Annotated in this window: 23 protein-coding genes; 1 reads left to right on the top strand and 22 read right to left on the bottom strand. The window is 40.7% G+C overall.

Annotated elements, in window-relative coordinates; translation table 11 throughout:
* Positions 1-40: 40 nt before the first annotated feature.
* The 12 genes from Q0376_RS03445 to Q0376_RS03390 all read right to left on the bottom strand — a co-directional run bounded on the left by Q0376_RS03445 (position 41) and on the right by Q0376_RS03390 (position 13,354).
* Entirely contained in the window at positions 41-760 is a 720-nt protein-coding gene (locus Q0376_RS03445; protein WP_363302984.1) for a TIGR03936 family radical SAM-associated protein, read from the bottom strand.
* Complete coding sequence (locus Q0376_RS03440; protein WP_298704127.1) at positions 732-2,615, bottom strand: TIGR03960 family B12-binding radical SAM protein; 1,884 nt, start codon at positions 2,613-2,615, stop codon at positions 732-734. The genes Q0376_RS03445 and Q0376_RS03440 overlap by 29 nt, the downstream gene beginning before the upstream one ends.
* Before the next feature lie 309 nt (positions 2,616-2,924).
* Positions 2,925-4,028 (bottom strand): rod shape-determining protein RodA, encoded by a 1,104-nt coding sequence (rodA, locus tag Q0376_RS03435; protein ID WP_298704125.1) that lies wholly within the window; start codon positions 4,026-4,028, stop codon positions 2,925-2,927.
* 9 nt (positions 4,029-4,037) lie between these two features.
* A complete protein-coding gene (locus Q0376_RS03430) occupies positions 4,038-5,264 on the bottom strand; it encodes an AAA family ATPase (protein ID WP_298704123.1) in 1,227 nt (408 codons plus the stop codon).
* Between the two features lie 204 nt (positions 5,265-5,468).
* Entirely contained in the window at positions 5,469-7,457 is a 1,989-nt protein-coding gene (gene mrdA, locus Q0376_RS03425; protein ID WP_298704121.1) for a penicillin-binding protein 2, read from the bottom strand.
* Positions 7,458-7,575: 118 nt separating this feature from the next.
* The gene (gene mreD, locus Q0376_RS03420) at positions 7,576-8,067 is read right to left on the bottom strand and encodes a rod shape-determining protein MreD (RefSeq protein WP_298704119.1); all 492 of its coding nucleotides are present in this window, start codon (positions 8,065-8,067) and stop codon (positions 7,576-7,578) included.
* Entirely contained in the window at positions 8,067-8,978 is a 912-nt protein-coding gene (gene mreC / locus Q0376_RS03415) for a rod shape-determining protein MreC (protein WP_298704117.1), read from the bottom strand. Before mreC ends, mreD begins: the two co-directional genes overlap by 1 nt.
* A complete protein-coding gene (locus Q0376_RS03410; RefSeq protein WP_298704115.1) occupies positions 8,978-10,015 on the bottom strand; it encodes a rod shape-determining protein in 1,038 nt (345 codons plus the stop codon). Before Q0376_RS03410 ends, mreC begins: the two co-directional genes overlap by 1 nt.
* A gap of 107 nt (positions 10,016-10,122) precedes the next feature.
* The gene (radC, locus tag Q0376_RS03405) at positions 10,123-10,803 is read right to left on the bottom strand and encodes a DNA repair protein RadC (RefSeq protein ID WP_298704113.1); all 681 of its coding nucleotides are present in this window, start codon (positions 10,801-10,803) and stop codon (positions 10,123-10,125) included.
* Positions 10,804-10,876: 73 nt separating this feature from the next.
* The gene (locus tag Q0376_RS03400) at positions 10,877-11,497 is read right to left on the bottom strand and encodes a nucleoside triphosphate pyrophosphatase (protein WP_298704111.1); all 621 of its coding nucleotides are present in this window, start codon (positions 11,495-11,497) and stop codon (positions 10,877-10,879) included.
* 99 nt (positions 11,498-11,596) lie between these two features.
* Complete coding sequence (locus tag Q0376_RS03395; RefSeq protein ID WP_298704109.1) at positions 11,597-12,790, bottom strand: acetate/propionate family kinase; 1,194 nt, start codon at positions 12,788-12,790, stop codon at positions 11,597-11,599.
* A 3-nt stretch (positions 12,791-12,793) separates the two neighbouring features.
* Entirely contained in the window at positions 12,794-13,354 is a 561-nt protein-coding gene (locus tag Q0376_RS03390) for a hypothetical protein (protein ID WP_298704107.1), read from the bottom strand.
* Positions 13,355-13,750: 396 nt separating this feature from the next.
* Between Q0376_RS03390 and Q0376_RS03385 the strand changes: the two genes are divergently transcribed.
* Complete coding sequence (locus Q0376_RS03385) at positions 13,751-15,121, top strand: nucleotidyltransferase family protein (RefSeq protein WP_298704105.1); 1,371 nt, start codon at positions 13,751-13,753, stop codon at positions 15,119-15,121.
* Positions 15,122-15,357: 236 nt separating this feature from the next.
* Here the strand turns inward: Q0376_RS03385 and pyrR are convergent, their stop codons facing one another.
* From pyrR to Q0376_RS03335, 10 genes are all read right to left on the bottom strand, one after another.
* Positions 15,358-15,906, bottom strand: coding sequence for a bifunctional pyr operon transcriptional regulator/uracil phosphoribosyltransferase PyrR (gene pyrR, locus Q0376_RS03380; protein ID WP_298704103.1), 549 nt, complete (start codon positions 15,904-15,906; stop codon positions 15,358-15,360).
* Positions 15,907-15,944: 38 nt separating this feature from the next.
* Positions 15,945-16,856 (bottom strand): RluA family pseudouridine synthase, encoded by a 912-nt coding sequence (locus Q0376_RS03375; RefSeq protein ID WP_298704184.1) that lies wholly within the window; start codon positions 16,854-16,856, stop codon positions 15,945-15,947.
* A 66-nt stretch (positions 16,857-16,922) separates the two neighbouring features.
* On the bottom strand, positions 16,923-17,372 hold the full coding sequence (gene lspA, locus Q0376_RS03370; protein ID WP_298704101.1) for a signal peptidase II: 450 nt from the start codon (positions 17,370-17,372) through the stop codon (positions 16,923-16,925).
* Between the two features lie 257 nt (positions 17,373-17,629).
* A complete protein-coding gene (locus tag Q0376_RS03365) occupies positions 17,630-18,220 on the bottom strand; it encodes a helix-turn-helix domain-containing protein (protein ID WP_298704099.1) in 591 nt (196 codons plus the stop codon).
* 189 nt (positions 18,221-18,409) lie between these two features.
* Complete coding sequence (locus Q0376_RS03360) at positions 18,410-18,577, bottom strand: DUF362 domain-containing protein (RefSeq protein WP_295197722.1); 168 nt, start codon at positions 18,575-18,577, stop codon at positions 18,410-18,412.
* 402 nt (positions 18,578-18,979) lie between these two features.
* Positions 18,980-19,105, bottom strand: a complete 126-nt coding sequence (locus Q0376_RS03355) for a hypothetical protein (protein ID WP_298704097.1) — start codon at positions 19,103-19,105, stop codon at positions 18,980-18,982.
* Positions 19,106-19,121: 16 nt separating this feature from the next.
* Positions 19,122-20,291, bottom strand: coding sequence for a sodium ion-translocating decarboxylase subunit beta (locus Q0376_RS03350; protein ID WP_298704095.1), 1,170 nt, complete (start codon positions 20,289-20,291; stop codon positions 19,122-19,124).
* A gap of 130 nt (positions 20,292-20,421) precedes the next feature.
* Complete coding sequence (locus tag Q0376_RS03345) at positions 20,422-20,838, bottom strand: biotin/lipoyl-containing protein (protein WP_298704092.1); 417 nt, start codon at positions 20,836-20,838, stop codon at positions 20,422-20,424.
* Between the two features lie 16 nt (positions 20,839-20,854).
* Positions 20,855-21,217: a hypothetical protein gene (locus Q0376_RS03340; protein ID WP_298704090.1), complete on the bottom strand. Its 363-nt coding sequence runs from the start codon at positions 21,215-21,217 to the stop codon at positions 20,855-20,857.
* A 39-nt stretch (positions 21,218-21,256) separates the two neighbouring features.
* On the bottom strand, positions 21,257-22,786 hold the full coding sequence (locus Q0376_RS03335) for a carboxyl transferase domain-containing protein (protein WP_298704086.1): 1,530 nt from the start codon (positions 22,784-22,786) through the stop codon (positions 21,257-21,259).
* Positions 22,787-22,839 lie beyond the last annotated feature (53 nt).

Genomic DNA, 22,839 nt, shown 5'->3' with positions numbered 1-22,839 from the left:
CATTAAGCATAATATTTTATACTTCAAAAGGCATTATCTCTTATACTTCAAAAGGCGTCTTCAATACACCCTCAGTCTCAATCATAATGGCCTTGCGATGAATCGCATAGGACGCATCCACTGGCCAGCCATAAGCTTCCATGCCAAGTTTCCACACTTCCCCTGGTTTCATAGTGCCTTCTGGATAAATCCCAATAGCCATGCGCAAAGTCACTCGCCCATCTTTTACAGTGGCTGTAATTGGTTCTTTTACAAAATGTTTCACATCAATCATGCGACGTTTCTTAGGTGTTACCTTTTCATACTCAATAGCTTCAGCATCATTGAATTCTTTAAGTACACTGGCCCAATCAATAGCCGCTGCAGCTTCTGGCGTAGCGATTTTACCATCAATTACAACAGGACCATTCACTTCATAAACAGCATAATTACAGATAGCCATCAGCTTTTTCACTTTATCAGGCATCTCACGGCCATCCACAGGCTCAAGTCCTGGAGGGGCCACCTGTTTTAAACGATCTATAATAGTTTCTACAGGCACATCTTCTAAAATATCCATGTCCACATATTCAACAGCTGCGGTGATGCCTAAGGCCAAGGCGGAGGAAAAACTAATCTTCATATGAGGATTAAATCCTTCAGAATAGGCCATTTTTATTTCCGCGCGACGAATCATACGCTCTACAGCCTGTGCATAGTCCAGGTGGGATAAAAAGCGTAATTGTTCACCTTTATTTAAAGCCAAACGTATTTTTTTCAACGCGTCCACCCTCCTTATAATCAATAATCGCTGTATCAAGCGCAGGACATACATTACAGCCATTACATGGCAAGCGACGACAATCATGAGTCAATTCGGCTTTTACAGCGCGGTCCCATTCCATTTTTAAATATTTTTTAGATACTGTATCATCTAAATGATCCCATGGCAATGGTTCATCAAAATCACGATCGCGACGCGCATAGTAATCTGGGTCAATTCCCGTATTTTTGAAGGCTTCTAACCAGCGGTCTAAGGAGAAGAACTCCGTCCAACCATCAAATTTACACCCTAGTTTCCATGCTTCAACTAGAGTCTTTGCTAAACGGCGATCTCCACGCGCAAACACAGCTTCCATATAGCCAGTTGCACCATCATGATAATGATAGGAAATATTGCGATTGTTAATCAAAGTTTTAAGATATTGCTGCTTGCGATGAATTTCTTCCACACTTTGTTGGCCATACCATTGATATGGTGAATGGCTCTTCGGTACAAAGAACGATACACTTACAGTAACTTTGCCATTTCGTTTCCCTGTAATTTCACGATGTAAATCTAGCACTTTATAAGCTAAATCAGCAATACCTGCCACATCTTCATCAGTTTCAGTAGGAAGCCCCATCATGAAATATAATTTAACTGTATTCCAGCCTGATTTAAAAGCATTCGTACAGGCGGCGATTAAGTCTTCTTCACTAACGCCTTTATTAATTACATCACGCATGCGCTGAGAACCAGCTTCTGGTGCAAAGGTAAGGCCACTTTTACGCACTTGCTGCACTTTTTTTGCAATATCAATGGAAAATGCATCAATACGGAGGGATGGTAAGCTTACGCGCACTTGTTTATCTTTAAACTCTTCCATAAGCATGTCTACCAACTCAGGCAATTTAGAATAGTCCGCCGAACTTAAGGACATAAGGGAAATTTCATTATAACCTGTGTTAGCAATAATTTCCTTAGCAAGTTGTACTAATCGTTCCGGAGTACGTTCACGAACAGGGCGATAAAGCATGCCAGCCTGGCAGAAACGGCAACCACGAGTACAACCGCGGAATAATTCGAGTACAGCACGGTCATGTACTACATCTAAATAGGGCACAACAGGCTTAGTTGGATAATGCACATGCTCCATATCTTCAATAATACGCTTTTCTACTACAGCTGGCGCTTCTGGAGCCAATACTTTCATTCCCTTGAAATCGCCATGTTCTGTATATTCTGGTTCATACAAGGATGGCACATAAGTACCTGGAATCTGCGCGGCTTTACGAAGGAAACCTTCTTTGCCGTCAGGGAAGCCGGCCGCTTTCTCTGCCTTGTACAAGTCCATGACTTCAATTATGGATTCTTCTGCTTCACCAAGATTTACAATATCAAAGAAATCAGCAATTGGTTCCATATTATACGCACAAGGGCCACCGGCAATAAGTAATGGATACGATAAATCGCGTTCTTTACTATAAAATGGAATACCTCCTAAATCCAACATATTCAAGATATTGGTATAACTCATCTCATATTGAAGGGTAAATCCTAAGAAATCAAAATCGCGCACTGGTGTTTTTGTTTCTAAAGAATGAAGTGGAATCTGGCGCTTACGCATCTCCTCTTCCATATCATGCCAAGGGGCACATACGCGCTCTGCTGCAAAATCAGGACGCTCATTTACGATGGAATATAAAATCTTAATCCCCAAATGACTCATACCTACTTCGTATACATCAGGGAACCCCAAGCAAATTGTAACATCCACTTCGTTATGATCTTTTACAACACTATTCCATTCGCCCCCCATGTAGCGGGCTGGTTTCTCCACATGTTGCAACCAACTGGGATCTAAATGAACCATAGGACCTCCTATTATAATCTATAAAATATCTATATTCAGTCTATAAAACTTAAATTTAAAATTAATATAGCTTTTGTTTGCTTTTTGTTTACTAACATCTTTATGTCTATATTTATAACTCAGTTTAAACCTTAGTTTATAACACAGTTTAATCCTTAGCTTACACCTTAGTTTATAACTTAGCTTACACCTTAGTTTATAGCTTAGATTACACCTTAGCTTATAACTTAGATTACATCTTGGTTTATATCTTAAATTACACCTTGGTTTTACCCTATATTATAAACTTACCTTCTATTCTCTAAAGCGCTAGAACATGAGTTTCTTACGATGCATGGCAATATTTAACAATAAACCTACGCTAATCATATTCGTAGTCAACGCACTTACCCCATAGCTAATGAAGGGCAAAGGAATCCCCGTAACAGGCATAACGCCCGTAGTCATACCTACATTAACAAGCACTTGGAATACGAGCATAGAGCCTACACCGGTAGCTAATAGCATGCCAAATGTATCATTAGCACTTCGTGCAATCACTATACAGCGATAGATGATAACAAAGAGCAATAATAGAGCTATTACACAGCCTACAAAGCCCAATTCTTCACCAACTACAGAAAAAATAAAATCTGTATGATTTTCCGGCAAGAAGTTAAGCTGACTTTGTGTACCTTCAAATAAGCCCTTTCCTAGAATCATGCCAGACCCAATAGCAATCTTGGATTGAATAATATGGTAGCCTGCACCGAAAGGATCTATATTAGGGTTTAAAAACACTAAAATACGCTGCTTCTGATATTCTTGAAGAACAAACCAGCCTAAAGGCGCTAGAATAACTGCTGCGCCTACAATAATCTGAACGAGGCGCATGCGAATGCCGCCAACAAAGAGCATGCCACACAAAATAGCTAAATATACTAAACTTGTGCCCAAGTCCGGTTGCTTAAACACCAAGAATGCAGGAATACCTACAAATAGAACTATAGGCAATAAAGATTTAAATGTATTTAACTTATTAACTCTTGATTCCATCATGCTAGCCATACTAATAATCATAAGCAATTTAGTAAACTCCGACGGCTGCACTGTAATAGGTCCAATTTGAATCCACCGCTGTGCCCCTAGAGCGGAGGTACCAACAAACATAACAGCTAGCAATAATACAATAGTAATCACATATAAAGGGCGACCCCAATAGCGAAGGCGCCGATAATCAAACCATTGCAATAATACAACAACAATAATATTAATAACGAAGAAGAGCAATTGTTTACTCACTAAATCATCAAAACTAAGCCCTTCTCGATTTATGTGGGTTGCACTCCCAATTACTACAGTGCCTAAGGCAATCAGTGCGACAGTACATATAACTAATGTCCAATCCCACTCACGCCAAATTTTCTGCCACATTCTATCCTCCTATCGCATGCGACCGCGTCTTGACCACAAGCTTGTAAGCTGACGGCGTAATAATGACGCTAGGCCGCCCTTTTTCTTAGGTAATACAGTTTCTGTAGGGCTTTCAGGAGAGACTCCTTCAGCTTCATGGGCAGCTATAGTATCCGTATCGTTCGCTCTATGCTCCGATATAGACACTGAAGCGGCTCCATCGGCGTTCTCAATAGATTCCCCATCGGCTTTTCCAACAGTTTCCTTAACGGGGTCCTCAACAGTTTCCTCAACGGATTGCTCAACAGGTTCTTCAACGGATTGCCCAACAGTGTTCTCAACGAATTGCCCAGCAGTTTCCTCAACGGATTTCTCAACAGTGTTCTCAACAGATTCCTCAGTGGTTTCTACTTCAGATTCACCTGGCACCACCTCAAGGACATCATTTGATTCTTTTTCCAAATACTCTATGTCGTGCCCTACATTTGAAGAATCCATGTATGTATCTTTCATTCGTTGCCATAGAGCAACTAATTCAGGCTCTTCCATATATTCATCAGACACAATGGATTTTACCAAAGCTTTCATCATATGATCAAAAAATGGATCAATTTCTTCATGCAATAAGCCTTCTTGCGACCATGTTTGAATACTTTCCCTATAAGGTAAAATGGTGCCCAACCGTTCTACCTGCAAAGCTCCTAATGCATCATCTAACGAAACTTGAGCTTTACTTTGACCTACATTATTTAGGACAATCATATAATTTAACTGACGTACTTCACGGCACATTTGCATAACTCGCTGCACGGCCCGCATGGAGACCCATATAGGTTCTGCTACAAGTACAATCTGATCTGCCGCTCTGAAAATAGCTTCATTACCACGCCCAATCCCTGCAGGTGCATCTATAATGACATAATCATATCGCTTAGCAAGTCGTTTTATGAGCTTAGCATAGCCCTTGCGACCTACATCTTCCCAACGGCGACTTTGCGTAGCAGGCAAGAAGTCAAAATCTGTACCTAAAGGCAAGATGGCATAGTCAGACGTACAGTTTTCTTGGCAAATATCGATAGCATCAAAGAAAATATCATTTTCCTTGCCCACCACTAGGTCTAAATCACGCATGCCAAAATCAGCATCAGTAATCAATACTTTGTGACCTGCTCGACTTAGTGCTGCTCCTAAAGAGGCAGTTAAGGTAGTCTTACCTACGCCACCTTTACCAGACATAATAGAGATTATTCGTCCCATGGAAGCTCCTTTCTCATACTTGTAAAACGGCCTATTTCTAGATTTTGTATTGTTAACACACTTTTATCATACATTTTCCGTGTTTGCATCATATATTTATATGTACTTTTATTGTGTTTTTATTGTACGTTTATTATATTTTATCCATTTTAATCATCCGTTTATCTTATGTTTACCATATGTTTATGGTGCCTTTATTGTGTTCTATCGTGCTTGCGGACCTGTAGTCTGAGTCATGCTATTTTGCTCTGTACCATTTGCACTATCCGAAGAAGTAGTGCTGGAATTGGTAGAATCTGTAGTCGAATTATTTAATCGACTTGCATCGTTCTGTGCAGAATTAGTCCCATTGCTACTATCCGCACCATTAGATGTATCAGCATCAGATCCACCATTAATTTTAAAATACTCAGCCAATACATCACGAACGATAGGTCCTGCTGAACCAGCACCAAAGCTCCCTTGCTCTACAAGGGCTACCACCACAATACGTGGTTTATCATACGGTGCATAGGCTACAAACCAACCATGGTCTCGCCCTGTGGCATTTTCCGCCGTCCCCGTCTTACCGGCTACAGCAATAGGCCACCCTTTAAAGAGTTGTCCCGCCGTACCACCTTCTGCTGTTACATCGCGTAAAGCATTACGAATTAGATCCATAACAGTTTTAGACACTTGTAACACACCAATTTGACGAGGTCCAAAAATTTCAGCTGGCGTACCATCGCTATTATCGATGCGGCTCACCACATACGGCTGATAACGAATACCACCATTAGCCACTTCTGACATCAAAACGGCCATCTGTAGTGGTGTTACCAATGTATAGGACTGACCAATGGCAGCATCAAAGGTTTCCCCTAAGTACCAATCTTGGTCAAACACTTTACGTTTATACTCAGGACTTGCTAAATTACCTTCAGCCTCGCCATAGAGCTTAATACCCGTTTTTTCGCCAAGGCCAAAAATCTTAGCGTATTTATCAATATTTTCAATACCAATACGATTGCCCATTTCATAGAAATACACATTGTCAGATTTGGCCAAAGCCGTATTAAAATCGAGCCAACCAAGTGCTTCCCCTTCCGCATTCCGCTTGTCAATTAACCAGTGACGACCACTATCGAAAATCATTTCATTAGGTGTTACTTTCTTTAATTCTAAAGCTGCTGCACCTGTTACAATTTTAAACGGTGAGCCTGGTGGATATTCACCAGAAATAACTTTATTATCAAACGGATGGTTCTGATCTGTGTTTAACATATTCCATTGAGCCGATGTAATACCGCGAGCAAACCAGTTCGGGTCAAAGCCCGGATTACTTACCATCGCTAAAACGGCCCCTGTGTTAGGGTCCATAGCCACTACGGCAGCACCGCGAGCAGGAATACCTTGGGCACGAAGTGAGGCAATTTGATTAGCTACCGCCTTTTCAGCGGCTTTCTGAAGAGGCAAATCAATAGTTAAGTGAATATCCCGTCCTGGAATCGTATCCTTACGACCCACTTCCGCTACAGGCCGGCCAGAGGCGTCCACTTCCACTTGTTTACCTCCGTCAATGCCGCGCAATACATCATCATACATTTTTTCTAAACCAGATCGGCCGAGAATAGTTCCTGGCCCCACTAAGGTTTCAGGATTTTCAGTTTTTATCTCATTGAGTTCATCTTCACTAACTTCCCCTACATAACCGAGCAACTGAGAGGCTAAGGTATTATAAGGATAATAGCGAAGCGGCTCCACTTCAATACTTACGCCCGGTAATTCATGACGGTGTTCTTCAATCATAGTTACGCGGTCCATCGTAATATCCGTGGCTAAGCGAATTGGTTCATAACCGCCCTTGTGAGCTGCAATTTTTTCTTTGATGGACTCTACTTTAATATTGAGCATCTGAGCGAGTCGATTGAGCTCATCCTCAGAAATCTCTTTCCCCGTAGGCATCATAGACACTGTGTACGCAGGGCGAGAACCGGCAACAATTTGACCATTGCGATCATACATAACGCCACGCGCTGCCGTCATAGTAACCATGCGCAAGCGATTGCCTTCTGCCTTCGTATGATAGTATTCACCATCCATAATTTGCAGGTAAAATAAGCGGATTATAAGCACCAGAAAAATAAGGCAGACAATGTACAATAAGGCATCAAAGCGACCTTTTTTATTCTTTTTATAGAGAGCTTCTAACAAATGACTGCCTCCTTTCTATTTAAAACCACCTGCTAGTTAAATGTAATTAGTAGTCCATCTACACATAATTAGTAAAATACGCCCCTTCATCAACAGGCTAATCATGCATAATCAGTAACTACCAAATATATTCATCTCGTTCTTCCATATTCCAAATCAATTCATGTAACACAATGCCAATGAGGCCATTAAGCCACCAAACAGGCCAAATATGATGCCATATATAGGTGCCAAAGATTAGTTCTTCCCGTCCTAACCATAGCATGCCCATGCGCACTATCATATCTAGTACCGTAGCACCTGACACCCAAGCAAATGTAACATACCACTGTTCTTCATATACAGAATGGGACCAAATACTCACAAAATAGGCCACCACAATGTAAGGGAAAAAATGAAGCCCAAAGGCATTGGATATAACTAAGTCATGTATGAGTCCGCCTAAAATGGCTACGCCAAGCCCTATACGACGGCCTTTTAAAAGAGATAGCACAATGACCCATACTAAAATTAAATTAGGCATCCATTCATGTTTAAACAACATGGGAAAGGCATCAGCCTGTATCAAAAAGGTTAAAATGCCCATTAGAACATATAATAAAGTCTTCATTATTGTGCTCCTTTGACCCCTTCCACTTGGTCACGCTGTGTTTGTGGCACAAGCTTTGGTGTAAGACTTGGTTTGTCTAATTCACCTTCACGAGATCGTAAGATAACAAATACTTCTTCTACATTGCTCAAATCAGCAGAGAGCTGAACCACCGCATTTTTTACAAAGCCTTCCGAATCATTATCAATGCGCGCCACATGACCTACTAATAGGCCCTTAGGATAAATTCCGCCATAACCAGAGGTAATAAGCGTATCACCAGTCAATACATCGCCATCCCGTGCTACATTAACAAGTAAAGGTTCATTCGGATTACTACCATTTCCCTTTACAACCGAAGCAACGCGAGATTCAGGGCGCTGCACAATAACCCCTATGGATGTACGAGGGTCTAAAATCGTCTGAACTCTTGCCGAGTGAGGGTATACATCACTAATGAAACCAACTACCCCGCCAGGAATCAGTACAGGCATATTCACAGCAAGACCTTCTTCTGTACCACGGTCAATAGTAAATGTATTCGTCCAAGTACCAAAATCGCGAGTCACTACAGCCGCTGCCACCATATCAAATTGGCGATGGCTCGTCTCAAATGCTACGAGCTGGCGAAGGCGAATATTTTCAGCCACCACTTCATCATAATTAACTACCTTTTGTTCTAATGCAGCTTTTTCATTGCGAAGCTGGTCCAATTCTTTGGTCCCATTAATGGCATTATCAATAACTGTTATCCCTGTATTAAAGGAGCCTAAAAAGCGTGATGCACCATATGTAAATGGTGTAGTTACTTGCTCAAGGGCTACCGATACATAGGGAATACTTGTGCGCTGCTTCCACGCATAACCTAAAAGGGCTAAAAATACGCAGCATAAGCCAACAAAAGCAATTAATTTTCTATCTGACGAAAACATTAAGCCCTTCCTTTCCGACTCTTCGAAGCAATAATAAATCGATCCATTCGTTCAAATTCTTTGGAGGCTTGACCAAGTCCTACTGCTACAGCAAAACCAGGGTCCTTAGGGATATGAACAGGAATCCCTAGTTCTCCACTAATACGTTGCCCCAACCCTTCCATCAAGGCTGTGGCACCGGTTAACACCATGCCACGCTCCAAAATATCAGCCGCCAATTCAGGTGGAATCTGCTCCACCACATTTTTAATTTCATCTACAATATGCTGTAAAGGCATTTGCAACACATCATATATTTCTGATTTGTGAATTGTCACACGCTTCATCAAACCATTTCCAATATCACGGCCTAAAAATGATACTTCCTCATTTTCTTCTGGCGGCAATGCGGAACCTAAATCAAGTTTAATTTGCTCCACCGTTTCTTCCGCCATCATAACAGAGTAGGTATTTTTTATATATCCTAAAATCTCAGTATTAAAATCATGCCCACCAATACGGGCCGTCTTAGCTAATACTTTACCGCCCAAAGACATAACCCCAATATCGGTAGTACCGCCACCAATATCAACAGCCATATTGCCAATAGGTTCAAATACCGGTAGATTGCAGCCTAAAGCGGCTGCTACGGGTGCTTCAATTAAATACGCTTCTCGTGCCCCCGCCTGAATTATGGCATCAGTCATGGCCCGTCGCTCTACATCAGTAATGCCACAAGGTACCGCCATAATAACGCGAGCTCGGCCCACTGAACGTGATGCTTTTCCCATAAAATGGCGCAGCATAGTTAGCATAACCCTATAATCTACAATAAAGCCATCCCGCAAGGGGCGCATTTCATCCAGCATATCTGGCGTACGCAGCAATAAGCGCTCCGCATCAGAGCCAACAGCCACAATACCTTCTTGTTTTGTATCCGTAGCCACCAGTGAAGGTTCTGATAAAACTACACCTCGACCTAGCACATGAATATGTGTATTTACGGTGCCAATATCTATTCCTAAATCACGTCCTAAAGACGAAAATAAGCGAATCATATTCTTTATCTCCTTATTATACTCATCATTTTATGATACCATTTCAAGGAGATTTTGTATATTCCCGATACGCAGATTACTCCTAGTTATAAAAGCTAACATACAGTTTATAGCAGCGAATCTTCACAAAGGCTAACATAAATTCCATCACCAATAATTACATGGTCAAGAACAGGAATCCCCATTACATCACCGGCAGCTTTAAAGATTTTAGTAATTCGCACATCTTCATCACTAGGTGTGGCATCACCAGATGGATGATTGTGAATTAAAATCAAACTCGCTGCATTTGCTTCCAAGGCTCGTCTAAATACGCTGCGCTGCTCTGCTAAACTGCCTGTCAATCCTCCAATAGAGATGGTCTCTAATCGGATGAGTTTATTCTTGCAATTTAGGAAAGCGGCGCAAAAATTTTCTTCTCGCTCATGTCGCAACCGTTCCATCGCATAGGCGGCTACAGCCTTAGGGGAACTGAAGTCTTCGTACAAATGCTTCACACGCATTTGTCCTAGACGGCGTCCTAACTCAATGGCAGCACAAAGAGTCACCGCCTTATCACGGCCAATGCCCTTAACTTGTTGTAATCGTTCAACAGTTACATCATTTAAACCATAGGCTCCATCAACAATAGAGTCGAGCACCTCTTTAGCGACCTCTAAAACAGAGCATCCCTTACGACCTGTGCGTAATAAAATAGCAATAAGTTCAATCGTCGATAAACCATTAGCCCCTAAATCTACAAACTTTTCTCGAGGCCCTTCCCCTACACACCATGTATTTTGTCCCATATAAACCTCCCTAGGTACATTTTATACATTTTTACATATTTACTTTTAAATCGGCCCTTTTAGATCTGCCCTCCTAGATTTGCCCTTTTAGAGCGTTTAATTCTCGTAGTACAACTTCCACGGGTAAACCCACTACATTTGTATAGGACCCATGAATGGCTTTTACTAAATATCCCCCTAAGCCTTGAATTCCATAAGCACCAGCTTTATCCATAGGTTCACCGGTAGCTACGTAATTATTTATTTCCATTTCAGAAAGCTCATAGAATTCTACATCAGTACTAACACACAATGCTTTTTCTCGCACAACACCTTGTTTTGGCTCTATATAGCGAAGGCAAAGGCCGGTCATAACTTGGTGTCGCTTGCCTGATAGTTCCTTCAACATATGTTTTGCCATTGTCTCATCCTCAGGTTTGCCTAATAATTGATGATTAAATACTACGATAGTATCAGCGCCCATAACTACATACGCCTCTTTAGGACTGCCGCCTACAACGGCGGCTCGTGCCTTCCCCTGTGCTTGAGTCATAACATATTGAGCTGGGTCAGTCCAAGTTTCATGGGTTTCTTCATAAGTGCTTTTCACCACGGTAAAAGACAATCCAAATTGACTGAGTAATTCACGCCGTCTAGGTGAGGCGGAAGCAAGCAATACAAACGGCACATCAAATACGGTAGATTTTGATTTCATTCGTTCTTTCCTTTTTTAAGTTCCTAAACCACAACGCGCAGTACCCGAAGGTACTGCGCGCTATAATTAACATTGTTAATTAATTGTATAAAGTTTTAATTATTTTGCTAAGCGTTGTGTATCGCGAGCAATCATAATTTCTTCGTTAGTTGGAATTGCAAATAATTTTACTTTTGCACCTTCCACGCTAATTTCAGTATCTTTACCACGTACATTGTTGCGTTCTTTGTCAAGTTCAGTGCCTAAGTATTCTAAGCCTTGGCAAATTGCTTCGCGGTTGCCAATACCATTTTCACCGATACCAGCAGTGAATACGATAGCGTCTACACCGCCCATAACAGCTGCATAAGCACCGATAGTAGCACGTACTTTGTAGTGGAACATATCAAGAGCTAATTTAGCTTTTTCATTGCCAGCTTCTGCTGCTTCTTCAAGCACGCGGAAGTCATTGGACACACCGGAAATACCAAGTACGCCAGATTTTTTGTTCATTAAATCGTCAACTTCTTTAGTGGACAAGTTCATTTTATCCATCAAGAAAGGTACGATAGCTGGGTCGATATCACCGCAACGAGTCCCCATTACAAGGCCGGCAAGTGGAGTAAAGCCCATGGAAGTATCCACAGATTTACCACCTTTTACAGCTGTAACGGAAGAACCATTACCTAAGTGGCAAGAAATAATTTTCAATTCGCTAAGTGGTTTGCCCATTAATTCAGCAACACGATCAGCTACATAACGATGGCTAGTACCATGGAAGCCATAACGACGAACGCCGTATTTTTCATATACTTCTAATGGAAGGCCATATAAGTAAGCTTCTGGAGGCATGGATTGATGGAAAGCAGTATCAAATACAGCTACTTGTGGTACATTTGGCATAATGGATTGGCATGCTTCAATACCTTGAATGTTTGGTGGGTTGTGTAAAGGTGCCATTTTTGCACATTCATTCAACGCAGCCATAACTTCATCATTAATCAATACAGAGTCAGCAAACTTTTCAGCACCATGTACTACACGATGACCTACTGCATCAATTTCATCCATAGATGCAATTACACCGTATTCTTTGTCAACTAAAATGTCGAGCAAGATTTTAAGTGCTGCTTTGTGGTCTAAAATTGGTTCCACTTTTTCTAATTTATCACCACTAGGACGTTTGTGAGTGAAAATTGCATCATTTGCACCAATTTTTTCAAATTGCCCTTTTGCCAATACGCTTTCATTTGTCATGTCCACTAATTGGTACTTTAAGGAAGAGCTGCCACAGTTTACTACTAAAACGTTCATTACTTATCCCTCTTTCTTAGTAATTTGAATTTTTCCTACCACCAGGTCAGAAATCTGAGCACCCATTGTACTATTAATAGGATACTGATAGGTAATATTCCACAATACGCCTTTATCTACAAAGGTATATTGGAAGAAATGAATTTTTGCTTGTTCTGCTACGAGTTCAGCATCCGCTTTTACGCCATTGACGCCATCAATCGTAGTGGCATTAGCTTGCCATTTTAATTTTGATCCAAAACTTTTTTCAAAGAATGCTTGAGTTTCCTTTGCATACGCATCTGCCGTTGGTAAGGCCTGCCCTGCTTTAGGCGAAATAGCTTCAATAGAAACTAAGAAATTCTTATCCGCCCCTAAATATGTAGTAACAGGATATCCTAAGGCATTTGCAGTGGTATTAGGCTGTACGCCAATATCAAAAGGAAGTTCATAGGTCACTTCAGACTGACCGGCTTTAATGACTTTATGACCAAAGCTATAATTATCGATGGCATTGTCACTACTGCAGCCACTTATAAATACTAACATAACCCCCATTAAAAGGATTGTAAGCCACTTTTTCATACATTTCCTCGATTCATATCTTTTGCACCTATGTTTTTCATCAATTAACGGCCATCAGATGCTACGAACTAGGCGAATTGCATGCAATTATATGCATTCATACGTGCATTTTCATTATAACACTTTACTCCTGCCCTTAGCCACCATTTTTTATTAAATTCCTGCATAAAATTAACACATACATAACATACGTGAAATTCATATGCATTTTTCTGCTATAATAAATTAAACTAGTATCTATGATTTGTATATACAATTACATAGCCAATTTGTATATACATCTTACATCAATACACTTGTATATACATCTTACACTAATACATTGTATATACAGCTTACATCAATACACTGTATATCCCCCTTACTTCAAACAAATTACGTAAAGAAGGAGTTCTTATGAAACTTATTGGCATCATTGCCGAATACAATCCCTTTCACTTAGGGCATGCATATCAAATTCAGAAAATCAAAGACTTATATCCTGATGCCCTGATCATCGTCGCTATGAGTGGCTCCTTTGTGCAACGTGGGGAGCCCGCTTTGTTCGATAAATTTCTTCGCACTACCTGGGCCCTACAAACAGGTGTTCATGCTGTAGTGGAGTTACCTACCATCTTTGCCACCGCCAATGCGGAACGCTTTGCTGCTGGGGCGGTACGTTTATTAAGTGCTCTTGGTATCACTACTCTCGCCTTTGGAGCCGAAACTGACAATCCTTCAGTTCTTTGGAACATTGCCGCGCTCAGCGAAAGTGATACAGTGCAACAAAATTGTCAACGCTTGCTCGCCCAAGGTCTTTCCTATGGCACTGCTTTACGGCAAGCTATTAGCTTAAGCAGTCAACAGGGGCTAGTCAATCATCCAACGCTCACCAAAGGCGCACAAACTCTCAACACTACCGATGCGGTAAATCTAGAACTCTCAAATGCAACGCTTCAACAAGTTTTAGACGGACCCAATAATATATTAGCCTTAGAATATATTAAAGGGATTCAAAAATATAAACTGCCCCTCTCTATATTGCCCATTTTACGCGAGTCTGCACACCATAGCCGCATCTTGCCAGCATCGGTTTCTACAAGGCATTCCTCGAGAGCTACATCACTTCCATCTGGCTCAGCCTTAAGGGAAGCTATAAAAAATGCCCATGATGAAGCCATAAAAAACGCCCATAATATTGACTTAAACTCTATGAGTCGCTTTTTCCCACCATCAATCCGCACATCAGTGCAAGAAAGTTTACGTACGCAAAATTATGTAGATTACAAGCGCTATAACGATTTAGTGCATTATCAAAGTCGCCTACATACAATGGAGTCATTAGTTACTTTACCAGATTTTACAGAAGGTCTCGAGCGCCGATGGACTAAGGCAAGCGAAGCAAATTCCTGGCCCCTCGCCTTAGAGCAAATTAAATCTAAGCGTTATACTTATGCCCGTTTACAACGCATGGGAACTTACACTGTTTTAGGCATTACCAAAGCACTCCAAGATGAAGCCCATCACATAGGTCCCACCTATGCACGCCTCTTGGGATTTACTGATATGGCGCGACCATGGCTAAAAGCACATACCCACACCATCCCCGTCGTGCAAAAATGGGGTCCCTTTGTCCAACAAAGCGCAAAGGCCGACTTGGCCTTAACCAATACACTCCTCACCCTCGATATGAAGGCCACGGACATACAGGCCCTATGTAATGCCAATATAGACTTACGAAGCGGACATGAAGATTTTTATCGATCACCTTTGTATATAAAAGTTTAAAATTATAAAATAATATGTAGCATATATGCCTACATACATAAAGGAGCTGTAACCAAATGTGGAGTATCCCACATTTAAGTTACAGCTCCTTTTTATACGCCCAATCACCCTAAAAAAATCCAAAATGTGATTAAATATCTTCGTATCATCAAATACTATTAATCACATCTAACCATCTTAAAGTAACATTAAAAATCCCAATTAGCCATCTATGTCATCAAACATTGTGTCCTAATTTAGGAAATCGTAACGCTATCCACGCCATCTTGTTCCACTACATTAACGCGAACCGTTTCGGAATGAGAGGTAGGAATATTTTTTCCCACATAGTCAGCCCGAATGGGCAACTCACGATGGCCACGATCCACTAAAACAGCCAGCTGAATGGCTCTAGGCCGCCCCACTTCCATTAATGCATTTAAAGCGGCTCGAATGGTCCGTCCCGTATATAGCACATCATCCACTAAAATAACTAGCTTCCCTGTTGTATCTAGGGTAAACGGGGTTCCTTCTTTAGCTTTAGTATTGCGGTCGTCTCGATAGAGTGCCACATTCATAGTTCCTACTTCAATAGACGTGCCTTCAATGGCTTCAATCTGTTTCTGCAAGCGATTCGCTAAGTAAATACCGCGCCGCTCAATACCGATGATCATGGCATTTTCTAAGCCTTTATTACGCTCTAAAATTTCATGGCTAATACGGCGCACAGCGCGCATCATAGCTTGCTCATCCATTAAAATACGACTATCCCCATCACGGCCTAAGTCTTTTACTTTATCTGCCATCATATCCTCCTCACATATATCGTCAAAGGCTCAGCTAATTAACGATTATGTTCCTTTGCATATTCAATAGATGCTAAAAAGTCCTCTGGTAAAGGTGCTTCAAAATACAATTCCTTCCCCGTAATAGGATGTGTCAATCGTAAACTATGCGAATGAAGAGCCTGTCCCTCAATAGGAAAGTCCATTTTTCTATACCCGTAGAAAGGATCATTAACTACAGGATGTCCTATATGTGCAAAATGAACGCGAATCTGATGGGTCCGGCCAGTTTCTAACTGACATTCAACTAAGGTATGCTTGCCATATCGTTCCAACACTTTAAAATGAGTAATCGCATCCTTACTATTTTCAAACACAACGGCCATTTTCATTCGATCTTTAGGATGACGGCCAATAGGCGCTTTAATAACGCCGCGCTCTTCTACAATATTGCCTTGTACCAATGCATAATATGTGCGCTGCGCTGTATGGGCTTTTACCTGTTCAGCCAAACCGATATGAGCTGCATCATTTTTAGCTGCCATCATAACACCTGATGTATCCTTATCTAAGCGATGCACTATGCCAGGGCGAATTTCACCATTAATCCCCGACAAATCCTTACAATGATATAAAAGAGCATTCACTAAGGTACCGCTATAATTGCCCACTGCAGGATGAACTACCATGCCACGGGCTTTGTTGATAATAATTATATCGTGATCTTCAAATAAAATATTGAGGGGAATATTCTCTGGTTTTACTTCTACCGATTGTGGTGCTGGAATTTCCACTTCTACAAGGACACCACTGGACAATTTTAAATTGCTTTTGCCCCCCTTGCCATTTACCTTTACAAGGCCCTGCTTTACAAGCTGTTTCACATAACTGCGGGACCCTTCTAATAAGTCCGTTAAATACACATCTAACCGGGTCCCTTCTGCCGTAGAAGGCACTGTAAACTGTTTCACTTCGCCAGCCTGAGACGATGAATTTGCCTGTAATGCATCCTCAGTGATTATATCTATTTGACTCATCTATTTATCTCCCTTCTCCGGTTGGCGCCACACATGATAAATCAAGGCCGCCACACCAAGGCAAATACCAATATCAGCAATATTAAAAATTGGCCATATTCTAAAATCGAAAAAATCTACTACTGCACCTAAATGAAAGCGATCCCAGCCATTGCCAAGCGCGCCACTCACTAATAACGCCGTGCCTAATTTTAGCGCTCTAGAACCATTCATTATGTATTGGCGTAAATAAAAAAGCACACCTAACAGTATGATTACAATAGTCAAAAAAAATACCCTTTGGTCTTCCAATATACCGAAAGCGGCACCTTTATTTAAAATATAAGTAAAATGAAATACATTAGGTATAATCGCTATAGATTCACCTAAGTGCATCGACTGCTGCACATAAATCTTCGTAAATTGATCTAAAATCAGCCATAAACATCCGATTATTACATATAAAACCATCTCTTATACTCATCCTTTTTATAGTTTATTACTCTTTATTGTAAGCTATAAAGAATCAATTTGTCTATTCTCATCCCTTATAAACTTATATCGTATCGACTAGCACTACCTCATCCACTCATTGACTGTCTCATTGATTCATTTACCGCCTCATCCACTGATTCATCGACTAACACCGCCACCGATTCATTGACTCAGTCCTTCGAGGTACGAAAAAAAGACCATACCTCAAAGTATGGTCTTTTTATTTTCCTAATTTAAAATACTCGATTATATACAAACGCTCCATGATTACAGTATACTAACAGCTTGCCACCGCGTTTCATCCACGGGATTCGTAACGCCGCCTCTTGCTCTGCATATAATCGCTGTAACCAAAGGAAATCATCATATACATATGCAACAAAATAAATATAATCTGATTTAGTCATAGGATGATTAAAGTGTATATAAAAATCACCATCTACACTATCAATACTTGGGCGATGCCTATCATCACCAGGGCTAAAATGAAGGGGTTCTAATTGCCTCCCACAACAATTTAAATGCGCATTACTTGTACTAGTTAAAATATTACCACAGTGAGGGCAAACATAAATCTTTATACGCCGAATATTTCCCATATCACTGCAATTTTGTGCCAAACCACCTTGTAATAATTTTAATACATCTGCCCCTAATACTTGAGCTAAAGGCTCCCATAAGGCAATATCCGGTACCCCCTTCCCACATTCCCACTTAGACACCGTTTTATTAGTTATATGGAGCAGCTCGGCCACTTCTTGCTGTGTCAAACCTTTTTCTGTGCGCAACTGCAAAATAAGTTGACCAATCTTCTTATTATCCATCCTTACACCTCTTTTGCATGATTAATACATATTTCGTAAGTAATACATAAGTCTTCAGAGGTTAGTGTAATACAAAACGCCTACGCTTACAATCTATGAAGCGTAGACTCTAACTACAGATAAGAAAAACGTCCATAAAAAAATTTACATACAAAAAAAGCCCTCCGAAGAGGGCTTTAAGCATCCAAATTATTCTGCTGGATGGATTGTACCAACTGGGCAAACGGATTCGCAAGAACCGCAGTCGATACAAGTGTCATTGATTTCGTATTTAAGTTCGCCTTCGCTGATAGCGCCTACTGGACACACAGAAGCACAAGAACCACATTTAATACATTCATCACCGATAACTCTCATGATTGGACACCTCCAAAAAAATATACTAGATAACTTCTTGATTATCAACTCGTTAAGGAACTTACCTTAAAATTTATATTCTCATTATGACACGATTTTTCCTTCTTGTCAAACTTATGGAGAATGATTTGTTATTATTTTTTAGCAAGTGCCTACAACTATTTTGCATAGAACAATGGCTCTATTACGCTATTTGATACACATTTTCATTTTCTACACCTTATGTATTTCCCAAGAATAGGCATCTACTTAATTCTCATTTAATTTTACAAAAGATGAATTTTAAATTAGGTTTTATTCTCAATTAAATAGCCGTAGAACAGACAAAAAAAATCCACCTCAAAAATACACTGTTCGTACAGCCATCGTTGAGGTGGTTATTTCAGGTGGATATGTTAATTATTATGCATCTTTTTCAGGGAATAAACTTACTAACCCTTTAGTAGCTAAAATAAAGCCACAAATTACAATAAACATTACAGGTAATGCAATACACATTTGCAATACAGCTGCTTCTACATCAGTCATAGGATCCCCTCCTCTACTAACGAGCAATTAATTGACCAAGTGCTGGGATTAAAGCTAATACTAAACCACCAGCCACTACGGATGCAATTTGACCGGCCACATTAACACCAATGGCATGTTGAATAATAAAGTTTGTATTATCTTCTTTTAATGCCATCTTAGCTACTACACGACCAGACATAGGGAATGCAGAAATACCACAAGCCCCAATCATAGGATTAATTTTCTTTTTAGCAAAAAGATTGTAAATTTTAGCAAATACTATGCCCCCTACTGTATCAAATACGAAGGCTACAGCACCAAGGCAGAGAATTTTAAAAACATCTAAAGTCAAGAAATTGTCCGCCGTCATGGTGGAACCTACAGTAATACCGAGCACGAGGGTAACAAGGTTAGATAATTCATTCTGTGCTGCTTGGGATAGGGAGTCAGTAACGCCAGATTCTTTTAATAAGTTGCCAAACATTAAGGCCCCAATCAAAGCTACCGAAATAGGTGCTACAATCCCTGCAATGATAGTAATCATAATAGGGAATAATACTTTCGCCATTTTCGATACTGGTTTTTCTTCTTCAAAATCCATGCGAATTTGCCGTTCTTTCTTAGACGTAATCGCTCTAATAACTGGTGGCTGAATAACTGGTACTAAAGACATGTAGCAATAAGCTGCCACAGACAATGGTCCTAACATGTCGACAGCATGACGAGATGCCACATAAATAGTAGTGGGACCATCAGCGGCACCAATAATGGAAATAGCTGCAGCATGTACATAATCAAAACCTAGTAAGGCTCCGCCAATAGCAGTAGCAAAAATACCAAATTGTGCAGCCGCTGCAAATAGCATAACTGACGGTCTACGCATGAGTGGTGTAAAATCACACATAGCGCCAATGGCAATAAAAATAAGTACAGGAAATAATTCATTTGCAATGCCCGATTGGTATAAGGTAATCAAAAACCCTACTGCTCCGGCCTCTTCGGATACTGCTGAAGAGAAAGGAATATTAGCTAACATACAGCCAAAACCCATAGGCAATAAAAGTACTGGTTCATAATCATAGCGAGCAGCTAAGAAAATTAGCAACCCACCAATGCAAAGCATGATTAAATGACCTACATGAAAGCCTGTAAAGCCCATTAATAATTCATTTAACCAAGGGTATTCAACAAATAACGAACTCATAAAAAGCCCTCCTACACCAAGCCAATTTACACCTATCCACCTATAAAAATAGGGGGGAAATTACCCTTGAGCAATCCCCCCCTAAATCGGTCAATTGAAATCAAACACTCAATCTGCCAATAGGTGTAAATTACTCGATTACAACAAGTGCTTCACCAGCTTTTACAGACTGATTAGCAGCTACTCGTACATCTGCAACTACGCCATCTTTTTGAGCTACAATTTCATTTTGCATTTTCATAGCTTCTAAAATACATACCACTGTATTAGCTTTTACTGCGTCGCCAGATTTAACTGCAACGGAAATGATTTTGCCAGGCATAGGAGAGTTTACGCTAAATGCGCCAGCTAGCACTGCTTTTGCTGGTGCAGGAGCCGCTGCTGGTGCTGCAGGAGCTGGCGTAGGAGCCGGTGCTACTACAGGTGCTGGAGCAGGTGTTGGTGCTGCTGCACGAGGTGCCGCTGCTGGAGCCACAGATGTGCCACCCACTTCATTAACTTCTACATCATAAGCCGTACCATTTACAGTAATAACAAATTTTTTCATCGTATAACCTCCTAGATTATCCTTGGCGTCTGCCACTTATTCTTGCTTCTAATGTCCAATTTTTAAGTTTTGCTGGTTTAATTGAGGCAATTTGATCGGAATCATAGCCCATAGCTGCCACAGCAGCAGCAATAACTGCAATAACTTCTTCCTCCTGCATTGCTACAGTAGCGGCAATTACAGCCATAACGTCCTCCTCTACAGGTGCCTCTGCATTCGCCTTACTTTGCACCTCATGTGCTGCATTGGCAACAGGTGTTGAAGCTTGTGCTTCAGTTGTAGACGCTTGAGCAGTCTGTTGATTGCGCTTTACCATTTTAACAATAATAAAGAGCACAATAATACCGCCCAATGCAATCAGCATATTTTGAATGTCCATATGGTGCTTCCCTTCTTATACGTAATAACAGACTACTAATTATAATGGAATATTACCATGTTTCTTAGGTGGTCTATTTTCACGTTTACTTGCTAACATGGCAAGGGAGCGAATAATCGCTGGACGCGTTTCTTTTGGTTCAATAACAGAATCTACATAGCCACGTTCTGCTGCTTTATAAGGAGTAGCAAATTCTTCTACATACTGTGCAGTTTTTGCTTCTTTATCTTCATCCCGTTTGAAGATAATATTAGCAGCCCCAGCTGGCCCCATAACAGCGATTTCCGCTGTTGGCCAAGCAAATACTTGGTCAGCCCCTAAATGTTGGGAACACATAGCAATATAGGCACCGCCATAAGCTTTACGAGTAATAACCGTAACCTTTGGTACAGTAGCTTCAGAGTATGCGTAAAGCATTTTAGCGCCGTGACGGATAATGCCGCCCCATTCTTGGTTTGTCCCTGGCAAGAAGCCTGGTACGTCAACGAACGTAACTAAAGGAATATTAAAGGCATCGCAGAAGCGGATGAAACGCGCACATTTATCGGATGCATTAATATCTAAACAACCAGCCATTACTTTAGGTTGGCTAGCAATAATCCCTACACTTTGACCATCAAAACGAGCAAAGCAAGTAATGATATTCGTTGCATAGAATGGTTGCACTTCATAGTATTCACCATTGTCTACAACCTTAGCAATAACATCAAGCATATTGTAGGCCATATTGCTATTATCTGGTAATAAAGAATTAAGCTCTTCATCAGCACGTGTTGGGCTATCACCAGTTTCAACTAATGGTGCATCTTCCATATTATTGCTTGGCAAGAATGTCAATAAGTAGCGAATTTGAGCTAAGCAATCATCTTCGTCTTCTGCCGCAAAGTGAGCAACCCCAGATACTGCATTATGAGCCATAGCACCGCCAAGATCTTCGGCAGTTACTTCTTCAGCTGTTACGGATTTAATAACCGCTGGGCCAGTAATAAACATTTGGGATGTATTTTTTACCATGTAAATAAAATCTGTAATCGCTGGTGAATATACGGCCCCACCTGCACATGGCCCCATAATAACGGAGATTTGAGGAATCACACCAGATGCTGCTGTATTTTGGAAGAATATTTTACCAAAACCAGATAAAGCATCTACAGCTTCTTGAATACGAGCTCCGCCGGAATCGTTAATACCGATAATTGGGGCCCCCATTTTCATAGCCATTTGCTGTACTTTAACGATTTTAGCTGCATGCATTTCCCCTAAAGAACCACCTTCTACAGTGAAATCTTGAGCAAACGCATACACTAAGCGACCATCAATTGTACCATAGCCTGTTACAACACCTTCACCAGGTAATTCCTTCTTATCTTGGCCAAAGTTAACGCAGCGATGTTTTACGAATTGGTCAATTTCAACAAAGCTATTAGGATCAAATAATTTAGCAAGACGTTCTCGAGCTGTCATTTTACCTTTGCTGTGTTGTTGGGCAATGCGCTTTTCACCGCCACCTAATTTAATAGTCTCAAGTTTCTTGTGTAATAAAGCAATCTTCTCTTGGACTGTTGCCATTACTATACCTCCATTATATTATCTTACTTGTTCTCTTATATTGATTATTATAC

The sequence above is a fragment of the uncultured Veillonella sp. genome (assembly GCF_937981445.1).
Lineage (GTDB): Bacteria > Bacillota > Negativicutes > Veillonellales > Veillonellaceae > Veillonella_A.
Note: the sequence above shows the minus strand (reverse complement) of the source record. Positions and strands in the feature narration are given on the sequence as shown.